The 26,979-nt window shown below is 41.0% G+C and carries 20 protein-coding genes and 1 pseudogene; 18 read left to right on the top strand and 3 right to left on the bottom strand.

Going from position 1 to position 26,979, the window contains the following annotated elements; translation table 11 throughout:
• The first annotated feature begins 42 nt into the window (after positions 1 to 42).
• From hydF to hydE, 3 genes are all read left to right on the top strand, one after another.
• Positions 43 to 1,263, top strand: coding sequence for a [FeFe] hydrogenase H-cluster maturation GTPase HydF (gene hydF / locus JOD02_RS02140; protein ID WP_204486485.1), 1,221 nt, complete (start codon positions 43 to 45; stop codon positions 1,261 to 1,263).
• A 188-nt stretch (positions 1,264 to 1,451) separates the two neighbouring features.
• Entirely contained in the window at positions 1,452 to 2,846 is a 1,395-nt protein-coding gene (hydG, locus tag JOD02_RS02135; RefSeq protein WP_394355731.1) for a [FeFe] hydrogenase H-cluster radical SAM maturase HydG, read from the top strand.
• Positions 2,847 to 2,980: 134 nt separating this feature from the next.
• Positions 2,981 to 4,051 (top strand): [FeFe] hydrogenase H-cluster radical SAM maturase HydE, encoded by a 1,071-nt coding sequence (gene hydE, locus JOD02_RS02130; RefSeq protein WP_204486484.1) that lies wholly within the window; start codon positions 2,981 to 2,983, stop codon positions 4,049 to 4,051.
• Positions 4,052 to 4,227: 176 nt separating this feature from the next.
• On the opposite strand, the gene JOD02_RS02125 is transcribed toward hydE, so the two are convergent.
• The gene (locus JOD02_RS02125) at positions 4,228 to 5,121 is read right to left on the bottom strand and encodes a DUF362 domain-containing protein (RefSeq protein WP_243426267.1); all 894 of its coding nucleotides are present in this window, start codon (positions 5,119 to 5,121) and stop codon (positions 4,228 to 4,230) included.
• A gap of 120 nt (positions 5,122 to 5,241) precedes the next feature.
• Between JOD02_RS02125 and amrA the strand changes: the two genes are divergently transcribed.
• From amrA to JOD02_RS02105, 4 genes are all read left to right on the top strand, one after another.
• Entirely contained in the window at positions 5,242 to 6,651 is a 1,410-nt protein-coding gene (amrA, locus tag JOD02_RS02120) for an AmmeMemoRadiSam system protein A (RefSeq protein ID WP_204486483.1), read from the top strand.
• Positions 6,652 to 6,705: 54 nt separating this feature from the next.
• The gene (gene amrS / locus JOD02_RS02115) at positions 6,706 to 7,680 is read left to right on the top strand and encodes an AmmeMemoRadiSam system radical SAM enzyme (protein WP_204486482.1); all 975 of its coding nucleotides are present in this window, start codon (positions 6,706 to 6,708) and stop codon (positions 7,678 to 7,680) included.
• Positions 7,681 to 7,824: 144 nt separating this feature from the next.
• The gene (gene cdaA / locus JOD02_RS02110) at positions 7,825 to 8,643 is read left to right on the top strand and encodes a diadenylate cyclase CdaA (protein WP_204486627.1); all 819 of its coding nucleotides are present in this window, start codon (positions 7,825 to 7,827) and stop codon (positions 8,641 to 8,643) included.
• Positions 8,636 to 9,847, top strand: coding sequence for a CdaR family protein (locus tag JOD02_RS02105; RefSeq protein ID WP_204486480.1), 1,212 nt, complete (start codon positions 8,636 to 8,638; stop codon positions 9,845 to 9,847). The genes cdaA and JOD02_RS02105 overlap by 8 nt, the downstream gene beginning before the upstream one ends.
• 28 nt (positions 9,848 to 9,875) lie before the next feature.
• Here JOD02_RS02105 and JOD02_RS02100 read toward each other — a convergent pair whose 3' ends face one another.
• A complete protein-coding gene (locus tag JOD02_RS02100) occupies positions 9,876 to 10,274 on the bottom strand; it encodes a response regulator (protein ID WP_204486478.1) in 399 nt (132 codons plus the stop codon).
• 280 nt (positions 10,275 to 10,554) lie between these two features.
• On the opposite strand from JOD02_RS02100, the gene JOD02_RS02095 reads away from it, so the two are divergent.
• The 8 genes and pseudogenes from JOD02_RS02095 to JOD02_RS02065 all read left to right on the top strand — a co-directional run bounded on the left by JOD02_RS02095 (position 10,555) and on the right by JOD02_RS02065 (position 18,560).
• A complete protein-coding gene (locus tag JOD02_RS02095; RefSeq protein WP_204486476.1) occupies positions 10,555 to 11,172 on the top strand; it encodes a hypothetical protein in 618 nt (205 codons plus the stop codon).
• A 323-nt stretch (positions 11,173 to 11,495) separates the two neighbouring features.
• Positions 11,496 to 12,602, top strand: coding sequence for a PfkB family carbohydrate kinase (locus JOD02_RS11725; RefSeq protein ID WP_204486474.1), 1,107 nt, complete (start codon positions 11,496 to 11,498; stop codon positions 12,600 to 12,602).
• A gap of 25 nt (positions 12,603 to 12,627) precedes the next feature.
• Positions 12,628 to 14,028 carry a trimethylamine methyltransferase family protein gene (locus tag JOD02_RS02085; RefSeq protein ID WP_204486472.1) on the top strand — a complete coding sequence of 467 codons (1,401 nt, stop codon included), beginning with the start codon at positions 12,628 to 12,630 and terminating at the stop codon, positions 14,026 to 14,028.
• A gap of 12 nt (positions 14,029 to 14,040) precedes the next feature.
• A complete protein-coding gene (locus tag JOD02_RS02080) occupies positions 14,041 to 15,186 on the top strand; it encodes a uroporphyrinogen decarboxylase family protein (protein WP_204486470.1) in 1,146 nt (381 codons plus the stop codon).
• 118 nt (positions 15,187 to 15,304) lie between these two features.
• A pseudogene (locus JOD02_RS11845) lies at positions 15,305 to 15,457 on the top strand (MarR family transcriptional regulator); the annotation flags it as partial.
• Positions 15,458 to 15,586: 129 nt separating this feature from the next.
• Entirely contained in the window at positions 15,587 to 16,468 is an 882-nt protein-coding gene (locus tag JOD02_RS02075) for an ROK family protein (RefSeq protein WP_243426265.1), read from the top strand.
• 48 nt (positions 16,469 to 16,516) lie between these two features.
• The gene (locus JOD02_RS02070; protein ID WP_204486466.1) at positions 16,517 to 17,791 is read left to right on the top strand and encodes an alpha-glucosidase/alpha-galactosidase; all 1,275 of its coding nucleotides are present in this window, start codon (positions 16,517 to 16,519) and stop codon (positions 17,789 to 17,791) included.
• A gap of 46 nt (positions 17,792 to 17,837) precedes the next feature.
• Positions 17,838 to 18,560 (top strand): glucosamine-6-phosphate deaminase, encoded by a 723-nt coding sequence (locus JOD02_RS02065; protein ID WP_204486464.1) that lies wholly within the window; start codon positions 17,838 to 17,840, stop codon positions 18,558 to 18,560.
• Between the two features lie 132 nt (positions 18,561 to 18,692).
• On the opposite strand, the gene JOD02_RS02060 is transcribed toward JOD02_RS02065, so the two are convergent.
• A complete protein-coding gene (locus JOD02_RS02060) occupies positions 18,693 to 20,849 on the bottom strand; it encodes a glycoside hydrolase family 3 N-terminal domain-containing protein (protein WP_204486462.1) in 2,157 nt (718 codons plus the stop codon).
• Positions 20,850 to 21,189: 340 nt separating this feature from the next.
• Here JOD02_RS02060 and JOD02_RS02055 point away from each other — a divergent pair, with 340 nt between their 5' ends.
• The 3 genes from JOD02_RS02055 (at position 21,190) to JOD02_RS02045 (ending at position 26,975) form a co-directional block, all read left to right on the top strand.
• Positions 21,190 to 22,185, top strand: a complete 996-nt coding sequence (locus JOD02_RS02055) for a LacI family DNA-binding transcriptional regulator (protein ID WP_204486460.1) — start codon at positions 21,190 to 21,192, stop codon at positions 22,183 to 22,185.
• Positions 22,186 to 22,431: 246 nt separating this feature from the next.
• Positions 22,432 to 23,949, top strand: a complete 1,518-nt coding sequence (locus JOD02_RS02050) for an ABC transporter substrate-binding protein (protein ID WP_204486458.1) — start codon at positions 22,432 to 22,434, stop codon at positions 23,947 to 23,949.
• A 107-nt stretch (positions 23,950 to 24,056) separates the two neighbouring features.
• On the top strand, positions 24,057 to 26,975 hold the full coding sequence (locus JOD02_RS02045) for an extracellular solute-binding protein (RefSeq protein ID WP_204486457.1): 2,919 nt from the start codon (positions 24,057 to 24,059) through the stop codon (positions 26,973 to 26,975).
• The last annotated feature ends 4 nt before the right edge of the window (positions 26,976 to 26,979 follow it).

Raw genomic sequence — 26,979 nt, 5'->3', positions numbered from 1 at the left:
GCTGTGGTATAAATGAAATTGTAACAGAAGAGGGGGTATAATATGTGCCTTAACAGCACGCCACGTTCAGAAAGACTGCACATAACCATACTGGGTAGAAGAAATGCCGGGAAGTCCAGCTTAATAAACGCTATAACCGGCCAAGACATTGCTTTGGTCTCGCCCATAAAGGGTACCACTACTGATCCGGTTTACAAGGCGATGGAACTTTTGCCGCTAGGGCCGGTGGTTTTGATAGACACAGCGGGATTGGATGATGAAGGCGAACTGGGAGAACTGCGCAAAAAAAAGACAATGGATGTTTTAAATAAAACTGATATAGCTATTTTGGTAGTGGATGGAAAGGTAGGTATAGGTGAGTTTGAAGAGCACCTGATGAACCTGCTAAGGGGATATAAATTCCCTGTGATTGGGGCTGTGAATAAAGTTGATCAATCATTGATTAATTCTGAGATAATAACCCAGTACAGCCAAAAATGGGGAATCCCGCTTATTGAGGTATCATCTATTACAGGCAAAGGCATAGAGGCCTTAAAAAAGGCTATTGTTGAAGTCGCACACACAGAAGAACAACGTGATGTGATTGTCAGAGATTTAATTTCACCGGGTGATTTTGTGGTGTTGGTGGTGCCGATTGATAAGTCCGCCCCTAAAGGGAGGCTTATACTCCCACAGCAGCAAGTCATAAGGGATATACTGGATGGCCGAGGAATGGCGGTGGTTACGCAGGAGGATAGGCTTAAGGCTACTATTGATGGGCTTGCTGTAAAACCACGGTTGGTCATTACCGATTCTCAGGTGTTCCACAAAGTTGCTGCTGACACGCCACCGGATATACCCCTCACTTCTTTTTCTATCTTGTTTGCGCGCTATAAAGGCGATCTGAAGGAGCTGGTGAGGGGTGCTCATGCCGTTGCTCAGCTTAAAGACGGTGACAGAGTGCTGATAGCCGAAGCCTGTACCCACCACCGGCAGGACGATGATATCGCACGTGTGAAGATCCCCCGCTGGCTCAAGCAAAAAACGGGCAGGGATTTAAACCTCAATTTTGTAAGCGGAGTGGATTTTCCCGATAACCTTAAGGACTATTCGCTGGTTATCCATTGTGGAGGATGTATGCTAACCAGGAGGGAAATGCTGTACAGGATAAGGCAGGTGACAAGCGCCGGCGTACCCATTGTAAACTACGGAGTGTTTATTGCGTACGTGAATGGAATTTTAGAGAGGGTATTGCAGCCTTTTGAGACTGAATTGCGGCGATAATGGATTTCATATAAAAAGCGTGGTTTTATAGCCGTATAGCCAATAAAGGGTATTGCCAAGGGTAACCGATTAAAATTCGTGGGAGGTTTTAATGGCGTAGTGGTTGGTACTGAATTTGCATTATAAAAAGCTTGTTTTATGCCGTAAAAACATAAAAATATGAGAATAGGAAGGGATGGTAAGTTATGGTGATGAGCTTAAAAGCAGATTTTATAAAGGATGAAGTTATCTTTGAAGCTCTTGAAAAAGGGAAAAATAAGACGGTTGGCGAGGTTGAGGCTATCATTGAAAAAGGTAGGCAGGCTAAGGGGCTAACTCTAGAAGAGACGGCTGCCCTTTTGCAGGCCGATGACCCGGAATTAAACGAAAAGCTTTTTAAGGCTGCCCGAGAGGTAAAGGATGCCATATACGGGACTCGCATAGTGATGTTTGCGCCGCTTTATGTGTCGAATTACTGTGTAAACCAGTGCAGGTATTGCGGTTATAAGTGTACAAACAAAATTAACAGGAAGAAGCTCACCGACGAAGAGATCCGCAGGGAGGTTGAAATAATCGAGAGCCTGGGCCACAAGAGAATTGCGCTGGAAGCAGGAGAGGATGATAAAAACTGCCCCATCGAATATATAACCCATGTTATGGATGTGATATACAGCACTAAGATAAAAAATGGGAGTATAAGGCGGATCAACGTAAATATAGCTGCGACCAGCGTGGAAAACTACAAAAAGCTTAAAGATGCAGGGGTTGGGACATATGTTCTATTTCAGGAGACTTATCACCGTGAGAGCTACAGCAAATATCATCCCGCAGGGCCAAAGAGCGATTACGACTACCACACCACTGCTATGGACAGAGCCATGGAAGGTGGCATAGATGATGTTGGATTGGGAGTGTTATTCGGACTTTACGATTACCGATACGAGGTGTTGGGGCTTTTGCTCCATGCTCAGCATCTGGAGGAAAAATACGGGGTGGGGCCACACACCATTTCGGTGCCCAGGCTGAGGCCGGCTGTAGGCGTTTCGCTTGAGGAATTTCCTTATCTGGTGTCGGACCACGACTTTAAGCGGATAGTGGCCATACTCAGGTTGGCTGTGCCATATACGGGTATCATCTTGTCTACGCGTGAGGCGCCCGGATTTAGGGAAGAGGTCATCAACTTAGGCGTTTCGCAGATTAGCGCCGGCTCGTGCACCGATGTGGGGGGGTATGTGCTTCACGACCAAGGGAATAACCAGCCTCAGTTTGAGCTGGCCGACCATCGTTCACCCCTTGAGGTTTTAAAGACCCTGTGCAGGCAGGGATATTTACCAAGTTACTGCACTGCATGTTATCGGGCGGGCAGAACTGGAGAGAGGTTTATGGAATTTGCCAAAAGCGGGCAAATTCATAACCTGTGTTATCCTAATGCCATATTAACATTTAAAGAATATCTGGAAGACTACGCCGATGATGAATTGAAAGTGCTAGGCAACCAGGTAATAGAGAAAAATTTAGCAAACATCCCTAATCCTGTCATGCGTGAGAAGACAATAGAGAGACTGAAGAGGATTGAGAACGGCGAAAGGGATTTGTTCTTCTAAAAGGTCTATTAAGAGAATTTTGGGAATTGGCACGAAAGATGGCTAAACTAAAGATGGAGTTGGTTATATAAAGTTGAGGTATAATTAGATGTTACACCAGCAGTTGTTCTAAACAAAATTAGGGGAGGTATCCGATGAACAGGGTAGATTTGCTGCTGGATAAGCTTTATAACACCAATGACCTTTCCGGGGATGAGCTCATTTTTGTGCTTGAAAATCTGGATGAAGAGCGGACACAGAAACTATTTGACTACGCCAGGAGGACGAGGGAACGATATTACGGAAACAAGGTTTATCTTAGGGGACTTATTGAGTTTTCAAACATATGCCGGATGAATTGCCTGTATTGCGGCATACGTGCCGGTAATAAAAAGGTGGAACGCTACCGCTTGAGCGAAGAGGAGATACTTGAGTGCTGCAGAGAAGGGTATGCCTTAGGATACAGGACTTTTGTGCTCCAAAGCGGGGAGGACCCGTGGTATACGGTGGATAGGATGGTTAACATAATCGTCAGTATAAAAAGATTATTTCCTGACGTGGCCATCACCCTATCCATCGGTGAAAGGAGCGATGAGGAATACCGGGCGTTTTTTGAGGCGGGAGCAGACAGGTATTTGCTTCGCCATGAGACGGCATCCAGGAGCTTGTATGAAAAGCTCCATCCTGGTGCCAGCTTTGACAACCGAAGAAGGTGCCTTGTAGTGCTAAAAGAAATAGGGTATCAAGTGGGGGCTGGCTTTATTGTGGGACTGCCAGGTCAGACCAGGCAGGACCTGGTGGAGGATTTGCTGTTTCTTAAGCAGCTTAATCCCCATATGATAGGTATCGGTCCTTTTATACCTCATAAGGAGACGCCTCTTGGTAATGCAAAGGGGGGTACGGTGGAAGATACGCTGGTCATGCTGGCGCTTGCGCGCCTGCTGGTGCCCGACTGCCTACTTCCCGCCACCACCGCCATGGGAACGCTGCATCCAAGGGGAAGAGAGCTGGCGCTTATGGCCGGTGCCAATGTGGTGATGCCCAATCTATCACCCGTTTGGGCACGGCCAAAGTATGAACTTTATCAAAACAAGATATGTACTGGGGAAGAGGCTGCACAGTGCCGGAATTGTATTGAAAGGCGGATCAATTCCGTCGGCATGGAGGTCGATATGGGGCGAGGGGATCATTATAAATTCAGGCGAAACGGGGACAAATTTGCATAAGAAAGTGTACAACATATTTTTTATATGAGGTTTAGAAAAGTCCTATATTAGAATGCCACTGATTAAAACCAAAGATGAATGGCAAAGTGCTATTTTCTCTACTATTTATGTAAAACAGGATGTCCTTGCTGATGAAGGTGGTTTAAATGCATAAAAGGTGTATGCCAGTTAAACGTCTACTCAATTGTAAATGGCTGGCCGTATGCTGTTGTGCTGAAAGCCCGTTCGGCATCAACGAGGGACATACCCTTTATGTTCATCTGGTTTATATTCGCTACTCCCACCTTTTTGTTTTTCAAGTCCCATAGGTACCGTATGGCTTCAGGGTGGAAACCTAAAAGACGCGCTCCTATGGTGTCCACGGCAACAGGATCGGTGCCGCTTATGACAATTCCGACGTGGCGCGGAATGCCGTTGTGGGGGCCGGTGCCTATCATGGCAGGGTTGGTGCTCACTATCGAAAGGTCGATGGGAATTATCTGTGCCATTGCGCTTATAAAGCCATGGACGTCATTGTGTATGCCTAGGTTCTTTTTGGGATACCCGTGTTCTTCCGCAGGTGGCCAACCCAAAGCTATATTCTTTATGGCTGCCGTCATGGTGGCTGCGCTGTGTATCTTAAGCTGGGCAAAGGAGATCAGAAAGGTCATTTCCTCATGCAGCTTATTTAAATTAGTGGCCGGCGGTGAGGAGTGATTCAAGTTTACCCTCATAAATGGCCCGAAATTTAGGTCTACAAACTCTACCTGTTCCTCATTGATGATTTTATCGTAACCAACCGCTTTCATGACGTCGGCGGTGGTCCTTTCTGCCGAACCGGTAGCCACCACTATCCTGCGAGGATTCTTTTGTTTAACAAATCTTATGATGGTGCGCAGGCTTTCGGGGCCTACCACATCTCCCGTTTCGGGACCCGCCGGTTTTACCCAATTGGGCGTTATGACCACCACATCGTTGGCATTAATCATGTTGTCAGCCTGAATCAGTCTCAGAGATTCGATTATGGCCTGGCTTTCATTGCTGTTCATAGCAATCCCTATATCAGCGGTATTTCTTCGTCTCTGTCGCAATTTTTACACCTCCGAGTTTATTTTGTCTAATTTTAAAGCAATTATTCTTTTTTTGACAGCGCCTGTATCTTTGTCCCATTTTGTGATAAACTTATTAGGTAGAGAAGGAGGTGTCAATGGATGGGTGAAATCTTATCGGCTTATTTAATGCCTCATCCTCCCATCATCATTCCAGAGGTTGGAAAAGGCGAACAGAGAAAGGCGCAAAGTACAATAGAGGCTCTTGAAACGTGTGCTCGGCACATAAAAGACAATAAGCCGCATACTGTAGTGCTCATAACTCCTCATGGACCAATGTTTAGAGATGCCATAGCTGTCATGGCTACGCCACATTTGACGGGAAATTTTGCAAGGTTTGGAGCCCCCGGCGTAAAGATGTCGTTTGAAAACGATGTTGAACTTGCAAAGGCGATAATGGATCATGCCGAACGATTAAATATACCATGCATAGGGATCGATAACAGCGTGGCATCTGATTACAGGATATCCACGTCCATGGACTGGGGAGCCCTTGTGCCTTTATACTTTGTTACCAAGCAGTACAGTGATTTCAAGTTGGTTCATATCACATATGCCCCATTATCCTATGAGGCGTTGTATGCCTTTGGGAAGGCCATACAGGAGGCTGTGCGTGCCTGTGCAAAGGACGTATGTGTGATTGCCAGCGGTGACCTGTCGCACCGTTTGAGCCAAGATGGACCCTATGGTTTTCATCCGATGGGACCTAAACTTGATAAGGAGATTATGGCGATTATCGAGAGCGGGGATGTGGAGAGATTTTTCAATATGGCCCCTGTGATGGTTGAGGAAGGTGGTGAATGCGGCCTTCGTTCCATTATCATAGCCATGGGCACGCTGGACGGGTATGACCTGCATCCCAGGGTTTTATCCTATGAAGGACCTTTTGGCGTGGGATACGGTGTGGCCATATTTGAAAGAGGAAAGCCAGATGCCACACGTCTCTTTGTCGAGAGGCTGTTTGAGCGAAAGCATCAGCGTATGCAAAGGATACGTCAAAACGAAGACCCTTATGTTCGCCTGGCCAGGCGTTCTCTTGAGTCGTATATCCGCACTGGCAAGATAATTAAGTCGGATGATAACCTTCCCAGGGAGATGCTTGAAAACCGGGCTGGGGTTTTTGTTTCGATAAAAAAGGATGGGCAGCTTCGTGGATGTATTGGCACTATAGAGCCTACAAGGAAGAACATTGCAGAGGAGATCATCTATAATGCCATAAGTGCTGGGGTGCATGACCCTCGGTTCATTCCTGTAGATGAGAACGAATTGGAGGAATTGGTGTATTCAGTTGATGTCTTGAAAAAGCCTGAACCCGTCAAATCCATAGACGAACTTGATGCCAAGAGGTATGGAGTGATAGTCAGAAGCGGGCACAAGTCCGGCCTGTTATTGCCTGACCTGGAAGGGGTTGATACTCCCCAGCAGCAGATCGAAATTGCACTGCGTAAAGCGGGGATACGTCCTAACGAAAGCTATACAATAGAGCGTTTTGAAGTGGAACGCCATAAATAATTGACCTTTCACGGTGTAATCATCAAAGACTAAGGCTTAGAAGGTGTGTAAATTATGAGGGAAGCGCTGTTTTATGTCAAGGAAGGGGATAGGGTAAAATGTAGTCTTTGCCCGCACGAATGCTTGATTTCGGAAGGGAAAGCCGGCTTTTGCAGGCAAAGGAAGCATATAAATGGTAAGTTGATGGCCGAGGGATATGCCAGGGTCTCCTCAATAGCCATGGATCCTATAGAGAAGAAACCTTTATATCATTTTTATCCAGGGAGCTTTATACTTTCGGTGGGTGGATTGTGGTGCAATCTGCGCTGCTCATTTTGCCAAAACTGGCATATTGCCCACAGGGAACAATCCACCACTGTTGTGGAGCCCGAAAAATTGGTTGAAATGGCAATTGCCCATGATAGTGTAGGCATTGCTTTTACTTATAACGAACCCGTTATATGGTACGAGTATATCTTGGATACGGCGCAGCTTTGCAAACAAAAGGATTTGAAGGTGGTACTGGTCACCAATGGCTTTATCCAGATTGAACCTTTGAAGTATTTACTCCCATATGTCGATGCTTTTAACATAGATGTGAAGGCGTTTAATGATCGGTTTTATAGGGAAATATGTGGGGGAGACCTGTCTGCTGTTAAAAAAGTGGTGGAACATGCTGCTAAGAAGGCCCACGTTGAAATAACCACCCTGATTATCGGGGGACTCAATGACGACAAAGAGGAAATAAATGAGCTAGCGCGCTGGTTGAGCGAAATTGACAGAAACATTCCGCTGCACCTTTCACGGTATTATCCCAATTATCGCATGCAGCTTCCGCCTACTCCTGTTGCCACTCTTTACAGGTTGAGAGATATGGCTAGAGAATATTTAAACTTTGTCTATGTGGGCAATGTGGTAGGAGCAGATAACAACACCTATTGCCCTCAATGTAGGCAGAAAATAGTGGACCGTGGATACGTGATAAGGGTGATAGGATTAAAGGACAATAGATGCATCAATTGTGGGACCACCATCCCAATCGTCATATGAAATTTGACTCATTAGGGAGTACCATATTGTTAGCGCTTATTTTAAAATTCATGCTATTTGTTGTATAATAAATGTTGTGGGGAAACGGCGCAAATTGCGAGGGGTGGAAATATGTGGGCCTGGCTTTCAAACCTTATATCCTATATGAAACCGTACTTTCAATTCCCTGATATCATACGCCATGTTGTGGATATAGCTATTGTGGCATATGCCTTATATAAGCTTATGCTGCTTATACGCGAGACGCGAGCGGAGCAGGTCTTAAAAGGATTGGCAATACTATTGTTTGCTACCTGGTTGAGTAATATTCTGAATCTCAGTACGGTATATATGATTCTTCGGAATACTGCACAGCTTGGAGTCATAGCTTTGCTTATAGTTTTTCAACCTGAACTTAGAAGAGCTTTAGAGCAGATAGGCAGAGGGAGAATATTTGATAAGGTGATGTTTACTCAAAATGATGAGGATGTGACCGAAGTGATAGAAAATATAGTAGGAGCTGTCCAGAATTTGTCGTCAAATCATGTTGGTGCCTTAATCGTTATCGAGAGGAAAACGGGTTTAAATGACGTGGTGGAGACGGGGATTCGTTTGGATGCCAGGCTGACCAGGGAGCTGTTGGAAAACATCTTTGTACCCAATACACCCCTGCATGATGGTGCCGTTATAATAAGGGAGTCGCGTATAGTGGCCGCAGGGTGTTTTTTGCCACTTACCGAAAACCCCAATTTGAGCAAACAGCTGGGGACGCGCCATAGAGCGGCATTAGGAATTTCTGAAGCCTCTGATGCATTGGCTATAATAGTATCTGAGGAGACGGGTATCGTCTCAATTGCCAGTGATGGAAAATTGACCAGATATTTGGACGCTGAAGGATTGCGTAGCATCCTTGAGAAGATATATATAAAAGAGAAAGAAGTAAAACCATTTAGTTTGATAAAGCGGAGGGCAAAGGATGCATAGCAAACTTGGCAAGAATTTTGCTTTGAAACTGATCTCGGTTATCATAGCCATTATATTGTGGCTTATAGCTATAAGGGAACAGAACCCTGAAGTTACTAGAAACTATGACAGTGTTCCAGTTAAAATAGTAAACGAGGACAAGTTTAAAGAAAAAGGGCTTACCCTGGTATATGATATACCAAGCGGAGTGAATATTTCAGTAAGAGGAAGGGTACGGGATTTAGAGAGGATAAACGCCGAACAGCTACAAGGTGTTTTGGATTTGTCTGAGGTTAACGAACCAGGAGAGTATAGATTACTTATAGATATAAAGGGGCTTCCCTCAGGTGTTACCTTGAGGCGAAAGCCTGATGTCATTGTTAAGGCTGACTATCTGGTTTACAAAGACGTCGTCATTACGACTGATATTGATATAAAAGAGGCTAAAGGGTATCTAGCTTTTTCTCACAGCATGAAGCCTACAAATACCGTGAAGGTAACGGGGCCTGAGAGCCTTATCAAACGTATTTACAGGGCAATGGTATCCTTGAAACTTTCAGAAGTATCTTCTACTGTTGAATACTCGCTGCCAGTTTTGTTAATGGATGAGGAAGGTCGAACCATCGAGTCAAAATACATTAATATTAATCCCAGATACGTAACAGTGGTAGTGCCAGTCTATCCCACTAAAGTTTTACCAATAAAGCCGAATATTGCTGGTGTTCCTAATGATAATTATGAAATAGTAAGTGTAGAGGTTTATCCTCAAGAGGTAACTGTGAGCGGAGAAAAATCTATTCTCGATAAAATAGATTCTATAAGCACCCAAGTTTTAGATATAGAAGGAGCTACTGCTGATGTAAAGCAGACTTTAAAGCTTCAAAAGTACGAGGGTATTACTATAGCGCCTTCCAATCCAAACGAAGTGGAGGTCATAGTGCGAATTAGGGAGAAAGACATCCAGCGAAGTTTAACTGTTGATAATATTCAAATAATAAATACGCCAGAAGGGAGTGAGGTTGAACTGGAGCCTACAAGTGCTGAAATAGTCATTAGCGGACCAGCGACTGTAATAAACAGCGTCGATGAAAACAGTGTAAGGGCTTATGTAGACCTTGCTAATATATCTAGAGGAGAGCACAGGCTAAAAGTAATGGTGGATATACCTTCAGGGACTCATTTGGTAGAGGTTAGGCCTGCGGAGGTAACAGTTAATGTGAAATAAAGCCACCTTATATGAAAGGTGGCTTTTGCTAAAAAAATTTGCGTATCCCTGTCTCAATTTCGAATTTGGCACGCAACAGTACCTGATTTATTTCCTCCACCTTGACCGGTTTAAGGATATAATCATAGGCGCCTACTCTCATGGCCTGACGGAGATACTCGAAGTTGTCATAGTTGCTTACGATCACGTATTTTATATCGGGCCATCTTTTTTTTGCCGTTTCTATAAAGGTTATGCCATCCATCTTGGGCATGCGTATTTCGGTAAATATTACATGGGGTGATACATGCGGCAGTAGAGCCAATGCCTCTTCGCCGTTATTGGCTTCGCCTACCAGCTCAAAGTCATTTTCCACCCATTTTATTTTGCTGTCGATATCTCGCCTTGCTTCATAGCTGCTGTCCACCATCATAACGCGCAACACCATAGCCTTCATCCTTTCCGTCGTTTAGTGATTGTACCAGTCCAATTATAGCATTAATATATTGAGTTGAAAATCCGATTTGTTATTTTAGTTAGCAAGCAAGTAGATTAATGCGGGTTTTATTTGCTTTTAATGTGGTTTAATGGTATCATATTAGCTATGAAAATTACGTGGACCGAACAGGGTAAAAGGCTGTGGGTAGTAACACGAGAAGATTGTAGCTTGTAAAAAATAAAGCTATAATAAATGAGATGGAAATCTAGTGAAACTAAGGAGGAAGGTTATGATTGACAGGGAAGTAGAACTCATTATAAAGTATTCGTATCCCAGACTGACAATGGAAGAGTATTTCGAAGCGCGATCATTAATTTTTAACAACCTTACCGAGGAAGACATAAAAGTGCTGAAAGAGGAAAAGAGAAACGCTTTAAATAAAGTGATAAACAAGATATTGAAGCGAATTATTGGTAGTCGAGAGGTAGTAGATGGGACGCTAAAAGAGGATAAGGTAATGCCAGAAGAGGTACAGGACATAATTACGCGAATAAAGGTTACAAACCAGGTGGAGGGGCAGTCGATCCAGGATGGATTCTTTATAAACATCCCTCTAAAGGGGTATTACTGCCTGCTTGTCCAAAAGCAGAGATTAGCAGTATTTGAGATGTATGTAAACATGGACGAAACGACGTTTATCAAGGTAAACAGGAAACTGGCGCTGTACAGTGAAGAGGATTATTCAATAGCGCTGAAAAAGCCGGATAATTCTGAAGGAATAGCCATAGTGGACAGAGAATCCACCACTGGAATCAAGGGAGAACGTTTGACGCTGGTTACGTATTTTAACAGGGATTGGTACTATATAGATAGCTTAGAAAAATATGGAGTTAAACTATTGTGTTAGTAATGTTGGGCAAAGGCAAAAGTGGATTGTGAGGAATTGGCTGATAAATGAGAGAATTATATTTTTATTTGTAATAGTAAGCGAAACGTTTTGTAATTTCAAGATATAAGCAGAAATAATTGCTTATCTCCGTATAGAATTTGAATTTTGGTTTATAATTTTTGTTTTTGGCTGCTTTATAAGGTTGAAAAGAGGCTAACAATGCTGCTAAACTAAAAAGTAGTTGGGTGTATGTAATTTTTACAATCATTATAATAATTAAAATAATAATTTAAATGATAATTTCAACATAGAAAAATAGCATAGTCGAAAGGGGTTTATAAGTGGAGCAAGTCTTTTACAAAGTCATAGAAACGCTTAAGCAACGAGGATGGAGTTTACACAATTATAATGTCAGTGTAGGTTTTGATGGTTTTATCGATAGAGTTGTTAAGGCTGTACAAACCAGTAAAGAGGGGGAAAAAGTGTTTTTTTCTACTATATATGAATTTGTAAATTACATATTGGAAAGAAAAAATGGAGATTGCAACATAGAAATTGTAGAGAGAGTATCTAAAATAGGCGGTAATGCTCCTATATTGTCAAATGCACTTGGAAAACTGGGGGTAAAAGTAAATTGCATTTGCACGGCCGGCATTCCAACAATTGAACAAGTCTTTTCAGAAATGTTATCCAACTGTACAATCCATTCCATAGGGAGACCGGGCTATACTTTAGCATTAGAATTTAATGATGGCAAAATAGTGTTTGGAGAAACAGGAATTTTGGATGATATTAACTGGATGAGCTTAAAAAATAAAATGGGAATACAACAATTGAAAGAGCTTTTTATGAAAAGCGATATTATAGCTCTAGTTAATTGGTCTGAAATGAGGGGAGCAAGCGATATATGGGAAGGTGTACTGAATGAAATATTGAAAGATACAGCAGGCAGTCAAGTGGTTTATTTCGATTTGTGCGACTTTACAGGCAAATCAAAAGAAGATGTTATTCGTGTAATAAAGCTAATTGAGAGTTATAGTATGGTTAGGTCTACAATTTTAGCTGTTAATGAAAATGAAGGTAAGGCGTTGGCGGATGTTGTTTGTGGAAACTCAAGTGAGGGGCATGAATTGAGGAAAATTGTGGAAGATGTTTACTCCCGCGTTAATGTAGATATTTTTATCCTGCATTCAGCTAAGGGCACAGTAGCGGCAGATGAAAATGGCGTATATGAGGTAAAGAGCGCATTTGTTGAGCATCCTCTGTTGCTTACAGGGAGTGGAGATAATTTTAACGCCGGCTTTTGTGTGGGTTTACTTTTAAAGATGGATATCATATCTTCGTTGTTACTCGGAAATGCAGTTGCTGGCTACTATGTGCAAAGAGGTAGGAGTCCATCTCTAAAAGATTTGATTTCTTTTTTAGAACAATGGGTGAATAATTATTAAAGTTATAAAAGAGGAGGAAAAAATAATGGGAAGAATTAGGTGTGAAGTAACAATATTGAAACCGGAGGAAATAGAGCTCATTCACAATAGGACACTTAGAATATTAGAGAATGTGGGTCTTAGAGTACCCAATGAGGAGTGTCTTGACCTGTGTGAAAAAGCGGGGGCAATAGTGGATAGGCAATCAAGTGTTGTACGCATTCCCTCAAAAGTAATGGAATCTTTGCTGGATATGATTAGAAAAAAATACGCTGACGAAGATAATGTGGAAATACCTTCCAAGTTAGCCGGTTCTATTTCAACACAGGTGTTTGTTATAGATTATAAAACTAAAACTAGAAGATATGGACTGCTTGATGACGTGATGAAAGGCATTGCTTTGGTTGAACATTTGAGAAATATACCCTTCTGTGACGCTGTCACCATTCCGTCGGATGTACACCACGCCATTACAGACGTAGTTTCTTATCAGAAGATTTATGAATATTCGACCAAGCCCGGTGGTACTTATATCCTGTCTCCCGAGTCGGCTAGATACATTATTGAAATGGCAAAAGTTATGGGTAGAAAGGTGGGTTATCTATTAGAAACTGTAAGTCCGCTTCAATTTAGAAAAGAGAGTTTAGAGATGGCTCTCATATTTGTCAAAGAAGGGCAGCCCTTAGCTATTGCTCCGATGGTCATGGGAGGGGCAACTGGTCCTGTGACTCTGGCAGGGACTGTTACCTTGATGAATGCCGAAGTGCTTGGCAGCATGTTTATGGTGTATGCTCTAAGTAGAGAAATACCCGGCTTTTATGGACATGGTACACATTCAATGGACTTGAGAACCATGATATGCTCGTTTGGTTCACCTAACCAGGCATTGTTAGGCATTGCAAGCGCTCAGCTGGCTAAGTTTTATGGTATAAAGGCTGGCAGTAATTCAGGACTGACAGATGCTTTAGTGCCTGATTTTCAGGCAGGTTTTGAAAAGGCATTGAGCGCAATAATGAGCTGTATGGGGGGTACAATAGGGATAGGAGCGCAGGGCATTGCGGGTGCAGATCAGGGGTTCAGCTTTGAGCAGTTGGTTATAGACAATGAGTGGATTGATGCGTATAACTATGTTATCGATGGATTTGAAGTAAACGATGATACCATAGCTGCTGACCTCATAGAGAGAGTTGGAATTGGAGGCAATTTCTTGGGCGAAGAGCATACGTTGCAATACATGAGAAAGAGTTATTGGTTTTCTAAGCTCTTTAATAGGAATAACTGGGACGGTTGGGTAAAGGAAGGTTCCAAGTCGTTGTTAGATAAAGCTCATGAGTTTGTTGAAGAGGTTACGGCTGGATACAAAGAGCGTTTGCCTGTAATTGAAGCTTCAAAGTATGAGGAAATTGAATATATAGTAGAGCGTGCAAAAAAAGAACTATGTAAGTAGGAGAGTAGTGCTATGGATTATAGGGAGCACAATGAGAAAGCCAAAGCTGTGTGGAATGCCTATTATAAAGGAGAGCCATTTAAAGTGCCAGTGTATATCTATGCTGATGCACGAAATTGGATCTTTGAAAGAGAATTAAACAAGGAAGGCATAACTTTGTGGGATTATGTGAATTCGCCGGATGTCATGTTTGAGACTCAAGTGAAGGCTCAAGAATGGATTAGGCTTAACATCATGTCTGATAGCCCAATGGGATATCCAGAGGAGGAAGGCTGGTCTGTCAGGGTGGATTTTGAAAATTTTACTGAATTGGCTTGGCTGGGGGGTAAAGTAGAGCCTGGTATTGAGCCTCACGTGCGGCCTTTTTTGAGTGATGATGATAAACGGAAAATATTTGATAAGGGTATACCTTCGGCTTTTGATGGCTTTGGGGAAGAGGTGTTAAGGTATTATGAATACTTCCTTGAAAAGGCTAAAACCTTTGTATATAAGAATATACCTGTAAAGAACGTTTCTATGCCATATAATTTTTATGGAACAGATGGGATATTTACAACTGCATGTGGGATAAGAGGCATGACTAATTTGATAAATGATATCTACGAGGATCCAGATTATGTAGAGGCTCTTTTAGACTTTGTGACAGAGGCTATTATCAGTAGGATGAAGGAAGTAAGGAGGTATCTTGGGGAAGAAATAAAAAGTGAGAGTTTTGGCTATGCTGATGATGCTATTGTTTTGCTTTCTCCTTCCTTATTTAAGCAACTTGTATTACCAAAAATAAAACGAATATATGATGAATTTACAATAGAAGGTGGCAGGCGTTCCATTCATTTGTGTGGCGATGCCCAGCGTTTCTTCCCAATACTGCAAAAGGAATGCGACATAGTGATGTTTGATACCGGCTATCCGATAGATTTTGAACATTTGTACGATGAACTACACCCCGATACCGAAATATGGGGAGGTCCCAGCGTAGTATTGCTGAAAAACGGCAATCCTGAGGACATTAAAAATGAGGTAAGGAGAATACTTCAAACAGTGATGCCAAGGACAAAGAAGTTTGTTTTAAGAGATGCTAACGCTTTGATTCCAGGTACTCCACTTGAAAATGTAAATGCTATTTATGAAGCGTGTGAGGAATGGGGTTATTATTGAGTCTATTGGGAAAGAGGAAGAGATTGCTAAAGATATTTTATTGCTGGTATTGTATTAGGAAGCGTAAAAGAATAAAATTTATGACAGATAAGTTTTTAAACAAGGGTGCTGATGAAAGATGATAAATGACATAATAGATATCAAACAAAAAAACGTTAAAGATGTGATCAAGTGTATAAGGTTTAGTGATGACCTTACAAAAAAGGATATTTCGCAAAGGACAGGGCTTAGTTTTTCGACGGTGTCTAACATATGCAATGCTTTAAAAAGTAAGGGAGTGGTAGATGAGGTTAAAGATGTCAACAACTATAGCGTAGGAAGGACCCCTCACTTTATAAGGCTCAATTATGACCGCTTTTTTGTGCTGTGTTTGGACCTTCAACTTGAGGGTTTCTTAAAGATGGCATTGATGGATTTAAGGTATAACATCGTATTCAAACATGAGGAATATGCACTGATATTTAAAGATGCATCTGAAATTATCAGCTACAGCTACGAAAAGTTTAAATATTACGTTGGAAAACTAGGAGTTATAACAGACAATATAATAGGAGTAGGTGCTGCTATTTCAGGTATTTTTGATACCGAAAAGGAGACTGTGGTTAGTTGTGCAGTACCTATGTTTGAAAATCAACCATTAAAGCGGATGATAAGCGAATTATATGGAATGCCTGCTTATGTTGATAACGAATCTAACTTGAGCGTTATAGCCGTAAGTGCTCAAGAAGGTTTGGATAAAAACATAGTATATGTTTATATTGGAGAAGGAACAGGTCTTGGCGTTATCGTTGATGGCGTATTGTTAAGAGGACACAGGGGTTATGGTGCTGAAATAGGACATATACCTATTGGAAGATTACGTAAGGTATGTGAGTCCTGTGGAAGCTATAATTGTGTAGAAACTGACCTCAGTATCAAAGGTTTCCTATATAAATACTATGGCCGTGATGGGCTGAAAGATATTTCTGCAGGTTGGAATAAATTTGTGAGCAGTGTTTTAAGCGAAGAAAAGAAAGCCTTGGAAGTGATAAATGAAAATGGAACTATATTGGGTGAGTTGGTGTCTATCCTTGTTAACATGTTTGATCCAAGTGTAGTATATATAGGTGGGGTAATAACTCCTATATTTGATAAGCTTTTGCCTTTTGTTCAGGCAGAAGTGGAGAAAAGGTTAGTTGTAAGAGGAAGTGAGGTGCCGCCAATAAAATGTGATTACGAAAGTGACTATAGTATGTTTAAAGGTAGCTGTGAAATTTTAGTAGAAAAGTGGAACCCCATATAAAATTTACTACAATATTAAAACCAGAAATACATAGGGGAGGTATTGAAGTTGAACAAGACAAAAATTGTGTTCATTGGAGCAGGAAGCATGTCATTTGGACTGAGCGTGTTTAGGGATATATTCACTACTGATGAACTAAGAGGAAGTGAGCTGTGCCTTGTTGACATCGATAACGATAACCTTATGAGGATGTATAGGCTTGCTTTGAAGATGAATGAAGCATCAGGCGCAGGCATAAAAATCACCTGTACTACCAATAGGCGAGAGGCCCTTGATGGAGCACAATTTGTAATCAACTCCATTGCCATAGAGCGCTGCCGTCTTTGGAAATACGACTTTGAGGTGCCCAAAAAGTACGGAATTAGGCATACGCTAGGGGAAAACGGTGGGCCTGGAGGCCTTTTCTTTACGATGCGCACCCTGCCGGTCATTTTCGATATAGCAAGGGATATGGAAGAGCTGTGCCCTGACGCTTATTTCCTTAACTTTTCTAATCCCGAGAGCAGAATAATATTGGCGCTTAGCAAGTACACTAAGATTAAATGCATGGGGCTCTGCCATGGTATATTTATGGGTAGGGATACCGTAGCAAGGATCATGGGGGTTGACGAGGATAGCATTGATGTATTAGGTGCAGGGCTTAATCACTTCCAGTGGCTACTTCAGATAAGGGATAAATCCACAGGGGAGGACTTGTATCCTTTGTTGAGAGAAAAGAACAAGGCATATGACCCAAATTTTATGCCATTTTCAAGAAAGTTGTTTGAAATATTCGGATTGTTTCCGTCGTGCAGCGATGATCATATAGGAGAGTATTTGGCATATGGATGGGAAGCTGGAGAAGAGGGTTATGACTTCGAGTGGGACGAAAGGAACAGGGTTACGCTGAGAAAAGAGATAGAAGAAAGGATAGAAGGGATAAAGCCTATTCAAGATTGGTTTACGCCTTCTGGGGAAAGGGTTGTTCATGTTATTACAGGCATTCTAAACAATAAAAAGTCTTATATAGAATCGGGGATAGTTTACAACAAAGGAAGTATATCCAACTTGCCCTATGATGCTGCTGTAGAGGTTCCTGTTGTAGTGGATGCGCACGGTATACATCCTATATCTGTAGGAGAGTTACCGAATGCTATTGCTGCTCTGCTATCAACTCAGGTGTTTGTTCAACAATTAGCGGTAGAGGCAGCCGTAAAGGCTTCAAAAGAAATAGCTTTGCAGGCTCTGCTTGTAGACCCTGTGGTTAACAGCATAGATGCGGCTTATAAAATACTGGATGAATTGTGGGAAATTAATAAGCCATATATACGTCCCTGCCTATAAGCAAGGATTTGGTGAATGCAAAATGATGGGAGCAAGGTGATAATATATGGATTTAAGGATATATAGTGATTATAAAGAATTGTCGAAAGAAGCAGCAAAGTTGATAATGAACGTAGTTAATGCGAACCCGACAGGTTTATTGTGTTTGGCAGCAGGACATACACCTATAGGCATATATAAATGCCTTGTAGACTTTGCCAGAGAAGGAAAGGTTGATTTTTCAAGGTGCAAATTTGTAAGCTTAGACGAATGGGTAGGTTTGGGCATGCAAGATGAAGGAAGTTGTATAAAATTCATGCACGATAATTTATTTAACCCCCTTGGGATTTTGGAATCAAATATCGCGTTTTTTAATGGCCAAGCTTCAGACCCTGAATTAGAGTGCAAAAGGATAGATGAGTTTGTGCTTAAAAATGGACCCATTGATGTGGTGCTTTTGGGGATAGGCATAAACGGCCATATTGGCTTTAATGAACCTGGCTCTCCTTTCGATGCTTATTCCCACGTGGTTGTACTTGATGAGATAACAAAAGAAGTGGGTAAAAAGTATTTCACTGTGCAAAGGCAGCTTGAGAAAGGGCTTACTCTCGGAATAAAACACTTTTTAGAGGCTAGAAATGTTATACTTGTGGCTAGCGGAGCAGGAAAAGCTGAGATTATAAAGAAGACGGTAGAGTCACCACCTGATACTAGCCTTCCTGCTACAGCATTAAAGCTGCATAATAATTTTTATTTGCTGTTGGATAAAGAGGCTGCTTCGTTGTTGTAAAATGGTAAGTTAAAATTGGGATGAATTTTCATAGCCTAAGGTGTATGAAGCAAATATTTTTATTTATTTTGGTAATAAAAAAGGATGTGATGTCTGTTTTGATATCACATCCTTTTTCAGTTTTATTTTACATTATTTTACCAATGAAAACTCTATTGACAAGTAGTCCTTTGAGTTTTTACCCACCATTGCGATGAATTTGCCTGGTTCAGAATCAAATGTTCCATCAAGGGTTGTAAATCTTAGCATATCTTCGGTTATGGTAAAGGTTACCTTGCAAGATTCACCAGGTTCAAGCTTTACTTTTTTAAAGCCTTTAAGTTCCATAATGGGTCTAGAGCGGCTTCCTACTAAGTCTCTGATATATAGTTGGACGGTTTCGACTCCTGGCCTGCGACCGGTATTTTTGACGGTTACTGAGACATTAATTGCGTTGTCGGGAGTAAGTATATTATTATCAATTTCTATATTGCTATACTCAAAGGTTGTATATGTCAAGCCGTATCCAAAAGGAAACAGAGGAGCATTTGGGATGTCTAGATACATGGAGTAGAAGCGATCAGTACAATCTTCGCTTGGCTTTGGACGCCCCGTATTCAGTTGGTTATAATATACGGGGATTTGCCCTGTGCAATAAGGGAAGCTCATAGTTAATCGACCAGATGGAGACCTAAGTCCTAGCAATACGCTGGCTATAGCTGATCCCCCTTCAGTTCCAGGGAACCATGCCTCAAGTATGGCATGCGAATGTTTAACGACATCTCGCAAGTCCAAAGGACGCCCGTTAAATAGCACTACCACCACTTTTTTGCCCAAAGCATAAACGGCTTCTAACAGTTCTTGTTGGCGACCAGGTAGGGTTAAAAATGCCCTGCTACCGGCTTCACCGCTCATGTCTGGATGTTCTCCTAATGCCATAATTATTACGTCGCATTGCTGAGCAACTTTTAATGCTTCAATTAATTGTTCATCAGTACCGTCTTCTATTCCGCAACCGGTGGCTACCAGTAAAGTATCAGGCGGTACTAAAGCCTCAAGTCCCTGACGTAAGGTAATTGCTTCTTCATTGCGGCCTTCGCAAGACCAACCACCTAATATGTGATTTGCTTCAGCGTAGGGCCCTATTAAACCTATTTTTTTGCCTTTTACGTCTAAAGGAAGTATTTCATCATCGTTTTTGAGTAATACCAACGAAGCTACCGCTACTTCATAAGCAAGTCTCCTATGTTCTTCGCACAATAATAGCTTTTCTTCTTTTTCTGGGTCAGCAAAACGGTATGGGTTATTGAACAAACCAAGTTTCTGCTTGAGCTCTAATATACGCTCAACTGCTTCATCAATTAATTGTTCACTAATTTTTCCCTCCGCAATAAGTTTTTCAACGCAAGTTAAGTAAGTTAAACTCATCATCTCTATATCTACGCCGGCAAGTATAGCTTTTAGCGCGGCTTCTTCTTCGTTTTCGGCAACCCCATGAGGAATAAGCTCGCGTACTGCATCCCAGTCTGAAATGACGACTCCCTTAAAACCCCATTCTTTTCGTAACAAATCTCTTAAAAGCCATTTATTGCAGGTAGACGGTACGCCGTCTAGCGTGTTAAACGAGGTCATTACCATTTCACAACCTTCTTCGACAGCTGCTTTATATGCTGGCAAATATTGATCCCTTAAAGTCGAAGGGCTGAGTTCAACGGTGTTATAATCCCTGCCCCCTTCTGCACCGCCATAGCCAGCAAAGTGTTTAACACAGGACGCTACAGTGCCAAATTGATTTAAGCCACCTTTCTGATATCCCCTTACAAAAGCTCTAGCAAATAACGAATTAAGGTAAGGGTCTTCACCTGTTGTTTCCATTACACGACCCCACCGCGGGTCGCGCACTAAATCTACCATTGGCGAGAAAGTGACGTGTATGCCGGCCACACATGCTTCTTTTGCAGCAACTGATGCCGCTTGCTCCACCAATTCAGGGTCCCAGGTACAACCCATTGCAAGTGGTATAGGGAAAATTGTACGATAACCGTGTATAACGTCAGCCATGAAAATGAGGGGTATACCGTGACGGTTGTTTTTCATATAGTTTTTTTGGATTTCAATGACTTGTTTGGCCCCGCTTGTGCCTAATACTGAACCGATGCTATACAGGTCTTGCTTGCTGATGTTCATTTCTGACAAAGGACCGGTTACAGCAGAATCCACATCTTCAAAGAATGAGCCGGTTAACTGAGTCATTTGTGCCAGTTTTTCTCGTAGAGTCATATTTTTGACGATTTCTTTGAGCGATAGCATCAGCTTCCCCCTCTCGATGTATATGTGATTAGTTGAAATTGTAAATGAATTGAAGATGAACTACTTTTATAAATTTGATTATATCAAACGTTTAGTAAAAAGTAAACAATAAATTAAGTGAAATAAGAGCTGTGAATTAAGTGAAATTAAGTGCAGAGTTGTACTAAAAACAGCATTTACATTACCTTGTTTTACCAATTAAATTTTATTTAAAGCCGTGTTGACAAAAAGCGTTAACACGTTTATAATATAATCAGAAAACAATTTATATTTCACTTTTTGTTAATTTAAAAAGCTTGTGTTTTTTAAATATCCTTTATATAAAGGAGTAAATAAAGAAATGGCCACTTTGAAAGATGTTGCGCTAAAAGCAGGTGTGAGCTTAGCTACCGCATCCTATGTGATCAACGGAAAAGGCAAAATAAGTGAAGAGACGGCAAGAAAAGTATTGCAAGCAGCTAGCGAATTAGGATATATCAATTCAAAAAATCAGTTATTGAGGAAGCATTTGCCAATGAAAAACATAATAGGAATTGCTACTTCCAACTTTAAAGGGCCATTTTTCAGTGAATTGTTAGCGTGTATTGAAGAAAGTGCTATATCTAATGGTTATGTATTGATTGGCTATACCACTGCGTTTATTAGCAATGATTACTCGTTACGGCATATCTTTGACACTCACAGACCTAATGGCCTGATCGTTACAGCATATAATATCTCTGATAAAGTTCTGCTTAAGTATTCGTCTAGTGATTTTCCTATCGTAACGCTTGATAGAAAGATAGAGGGGGATTACATTTTTTCAGTAACTATAGATAACTATAAAGGTGCTTACAATATAGTAAAATACCTGCTGGAATGTGGACATAGAGAGATTGCCTTTATGGGTGGTTCCTACATGACTTATGAAACTCAAATGAGATACAAAGGATATTGTGACGCTTTAAAAGAATGTGGTATTGATCCCTCTACTCAAATTTATTGTCAAGGAGGTCGTACTATAGAAGGAGGATACAATACTGCTAAGTTACTTATAGCTCAAAACCGTATTCCGGAGGCCATGTTTTGTGATAATGATGAAATGGCAATAGGAGTAATAAAAGCTTGCGACGAAGCAGGTATAAAGATTCCAGATGACCTTTCGCTGGCAGGTTTTGACGACATTAATTTGGCAACCCATGTTAAACCGGCTTTAACTACGGTAAGGCAGCCAATAAAAGAATGGGCTAATGTAGCCGTTCAAACTTTGATAATGGCCATGCATGGAAGTAAGACGATGAAACATCTAGAGCTCACTCCTGAAATAGTGATTAGGGATAGCGTTAAAATGAAGTGATTTAAATCAAAGCCTTGTTCTAATGTGCTTTTTTACTAAAGAAAGTAAGTCTTCTCAAATAACAATAAATTTAATAATTGTTATAACAAAAATTGTGATAAGTAAAGTAGTAAATTCCAAATCATCTGCCTTTACAAATAAAAGATGAGTTATAAAGATTGGAAAGAAAGGTGTTTAGATGTCAGAGTAAAACTCTCTTCATGAGAGTTTTACATAAAAAGTCTAAAAAGGGGGTAAAAACTGGTTATGAAAAGATTATCACTGCTGGTTGTATGTATTTTAGTGGTTTCTTTAGTTTTAGCGGGTTGTGGTAAGAGTACCAACACCAAAGATACCAATCAGCCATCACAGCAAAACGGCGCATCTTCTGAAAACAAACAGGAAACATCTCAAAGTGGTACAGAAAAGAAAGAACCGGTAGTAATAAAATGGGCTACATGGGAAAACATCGTCATGGCTGAGGAGTTGGCTGCCAAATTTAACGAAAGGAACCCTGATATTAAAGTAGTAGTAGATGACTTTGGTGGATGGTTTGGAAATGAAGCTTTAGCGAAGAGAATTGCTTCAGGAGAAATGCCAGACGTATTTGAAGTCGAAAACCCATTTATTCCAATCCAGAACAAGTGGATCATAGACCTCAAGCCATTCCTGGAAAAGGATGCCGAAAAGAAGTATTACCAGAACTTGATAGATACTGCCACGTTTGATGGAAAGGTTGTTATGTTGCCTACTTATGTGTTCCTGCACGGGTTTATAGTGAACAAGTCGCTGCTTGAAGCGAATAACATCCCTATTCCTGATTATACATGGACAATTGATGAGTATAAGGATATTTTGATTAAAACTACTAAAGGTCAGACCATAGGGACCAACAGTATTGTCGAAATTCCTAAACACTTGCCGGCTCAGATGAATGACAAGCTTGGTTGGGGCTGCTGGGACGGAAGTAAATATGTGTTGGGAGACGAATGGATTTTTGCTGTAAACCTTACAAAAGAGTTGCATGATAGGAATATCGCTTTGTGGCAAATCGAGGAGCAGTTCCCCAATCCGTGGGACTTGCCAGAAGGTGCTGAAAGGGATGCCGTCTTTGAAAAAATAAAGAATGCTTATAAGGAAAAGTTTGGAGAAGAGGAATCGTACAGCGTGTTCTTAAAAGGTAATGTTGCTCTTTGGATGGATTTCTCATGGGGATTGTCTTTTGATAAAAACGAAAAATACAGTGGGTTTGATTGGGACTTCTATCCGTTCCCGGTGGCAGAGAAAGGGGATATACCACGTCCTGGTATCGTGTGTGACTCCTATGCCATATCTGCTAGTACCAAGAATCCCGAGGCGGCATTTAGATTTATCAAGTATTTGTCCTATGACCCTGCAGCTTTCGATGATAGGATAGAAATTATCGAGAATTACAATAAAGAAGAGGCAAAGAAGAAGTATCCCAATATTACTGAAGATAGGATACCGGACTTTTTAACTTTTGACCACATTCCTGCGGTTAACGATCCAACTGTGAGGGAGAAGTGGTGCAACTACAATAATGTAAAACCAGGTGTTAAGTTTATGCTTGACAATCTAGAAAGAGGATACGTTGATGGTTTCAAGTTTGTGCCTGACTTCGATACTGCTTACCACAAGACAATTGAGAAGGCTATGAGGGAAGAAATCTTTACAGGAAAGAAGACGGCTGCTGATTTAGCTGCCGAGCTTGAGAAGAAAGCCAACGACATCACCCAAGAAGCTATTAAGCGCATGCGGCAGTAATTTTAAACGTATGTAGGAGGTGTATACTGACAGTATACACCTCCTACATACCTTAATTATCACTATTTTATACATGCTTTATCTTTGTTGCGGAGGGAAAAAATAAATTGAAGGAGACAATTTCTTTAATAAACATATTATTAGCATTGACAGTACTTTTTATATATTGTTTTCAGGTAAATGAGGTATATGCAGAGATACTGGAACCAAAATATTTTGAGGTTTTGCCTGAACACAATTTGGTAAAGGATGGCCAAGTTGTAATTGTAAGGCCTGCTGATATTGCTGCTCAAGGCGGTTCAGGAATAGAGGTATTGCCTAAGGAAATGAGTAAGGGATATGGCGAGGATGTCATCTTCCTTCCTCCGCAATCAAGTTTAACTTTTGAGGTGAATATACCAAAAGGCGGAGGTTATCATATTGCTGTAGATTATCTTATTGCCCAAAATACGATGGAAAACCTAAATATTTCTGTGAGTATCAATGGTGAATATCAATTCTACGAGAGCAGGAATATAAAGTTGCCTGCTATATGGCGGGATAAGACCAAGCAGTATAAACAGGATGACTACGGCAATGACGTTTATCCATCTTCAGAAAGGGTTTTCAAATGGCAAACCGCCGTGCTGAATACCAGTATTTATAATTTAACACAACCACTAGTATTTAACTTTAAAGAGGGAAAGAATACTGTTACTATAAAGAATAATCATGTAGAACTAATGCTAGGTAGGATTACCATTTTACCCAAAATTGATACTATTTCCTATTCTCAATATAGAGAACAATATAAGGACAAACCGGTAATAGAAGATGAAATGCTGATTATCCAGGGTGAAGATTATGCAGAGAAGTCAGAGTCTTATATAAGAGGAGCCAAGAGCAATGACCATAATGTATATCCTTATCATCCGGTAAAGAAGAAAATCAACTATTTGGATCCTGAGACGTGGGCTAATCCTGGAGAGTCGGTTACTTATATATTTGAAGTGAAAGAAAGTGGACTTTATAATATACATTTTAAATACAAACAAGCTGTAAAAAAGGATTTTCCTGTGTTCAAGCATATTTATTTAGATGATAAAGTGCCTTTTGCAGAGTTAAGTGAGTATGCTTTTCCTTACAGCGGTGAAAAATACCGAAATGAAACTCTGTCTTTAGGAAATGAGAAGGTGTTGATATATTTAGAAAAAGGTACGCATAGGCTAACTGTTGAATCGACTGCGTCGCCTTATTTTGAAACCTATGAAAGCTTGGTTGGCGTTATAAAGCTTATATCCGATATAGCATTGCAAATAAAGTTTGTCACGGGAAATAAAGTGGATAAAAATAGGGATTGGAATATAGAGGAGTATGTTCCTACAATTAAGGAGGATTTGCTAAAAAGCGCAGAAAAATTGCAGAAGGAGTATGAAAGACTGTCACAAATTGCTAATAAAAAAGACAGTTATGTCCTTTCTACATTGAAAATTGCAATAGACAGATTAAGGGTATTTGCTGATGAACCTGACAAACTGGTAAACAACATAGATCAATTTTACTTAGGGGGCAACTCCATTGCACAACAGATTGCATTGCTGCTTCCCGAATTATTGAAGCAACCGATGGCAATAGATTGTATCTATGTAACCGGCGTTAATGCACAACTGCCCGAGCCTAACGTCAATTTTATGCGTTCAATTATAGAAGGTACTAAAAAGTTGGTGTTGTCCTTTACTGCAGAGAGGGAAACCAGCCAAAAAATAGAAGAGGATAAATTAAACGTATGGGTCAATCGCTCGATACCCCACGTAGAGGTATTGAGAGAAAAAATCGAAAATGAATTCACCCCCAAGACGGGTATCAAAGTCAATGTTTCGACTATGCCTGATGAGCAAAAACTCTTGCTGGCTAATTCAGCAGGTAGAGCTCCAGATGTTGTGTTGGGCGCTTCGTCATATCGGCCTTTTGACTTTGCATTAAGGGGAGCACTGTATGACTTGAGGCAGTTTGAAGATTTTGGTAAATATATAAGGGATTATCCATCTGAAATGTTCATTCCTTTTTCTATAGGAGACAGTTGCTATGCTATGCCTGAAACCGTCAATGTAAGCCTTCTGTTTTATAGAAAGGATATCCTAGAAAAGCTGAAATTGGAAGTTCCCGAGACGTGGGATGATGTTGTAAAGATGTTGCCTACCCTGTCTCGTTACGGTATGAGTTTCAATACCATGATCGCCAATGTCGGAGGATTGAAACACTTTGGAGTTACTGTGCCTTTCATCCACCAATTTGGAGGCAAGATTTACTCTGAAGATGGTATCAGGGTGGAATTAGGAGATCCTAACACCGTAAAGGCCTTCAAGTTTATGACGGATCTGTACACAAAGTATAGTTTGCCTGAAAATATAGAGAATTTTTACAACAATTTTAGATACGGCGTGACCCCCATAGGTATGTCAGATTTCAACACTTATATACTGCTTAAAAATGCTGCTCCAGAGATAATGGGGCAATGGGGCATAGCTCCGAGCGTAGGCGTCAGAAACGAGGAAGGAGAAGTCTTAAGGTATCATCCTGCGGTCAATACCTCATGTGTGATAATGAAAAGCACTAAACGCCCTAAAGAAAGTTGGGAGTTTATAAAATGGTGGATGGACACAGAAACGCAGGTAAGTTATGCCAATGAAATGCAACTAAGATATGGTCCAGAGTATATATGGACTAGTGCTAACTTAAAGGCTTTTATGCAGTGTTCTGTGATAGACCAAAATGACAAAGAGGTCATTTTAACGCAGTACCGGTATATTAAAGAGATACCAAGGAATCCCGCATATTTTGCGGTGGAACGTGAGCTGTCAAACGCATGGAATAAAGTGGTATTCGATGGTGTGCCCCCGCGTATAGCGTTGGACCAAGCCATTATTCTTTCCAACAGAGAGATCAGAAAAAAACTCAAAGAGTTTGGATATATAGACGGTGAAGGTAATCTTATCAAGCCTTTTGAGACCATCACAGCTAGTAAAATTGATAGTTGGAAGGAGTAAGTAT

The organism is Caldicoprobacter guelmensis (genome assembly GCF_016908415.1).
Classification (GTDB): domain Bacteria; phylum Bacillota; class Clostridia; order Caldicoprobacterales; family Caldicoprobacteraceae; genus Caldicoprobacter; species Caldicoprobacter guelmensis.
Note: the sequence above shows the minus strand (reverse complement) of the source record. Positions and strands in the feature narration are given on the sequence as shown.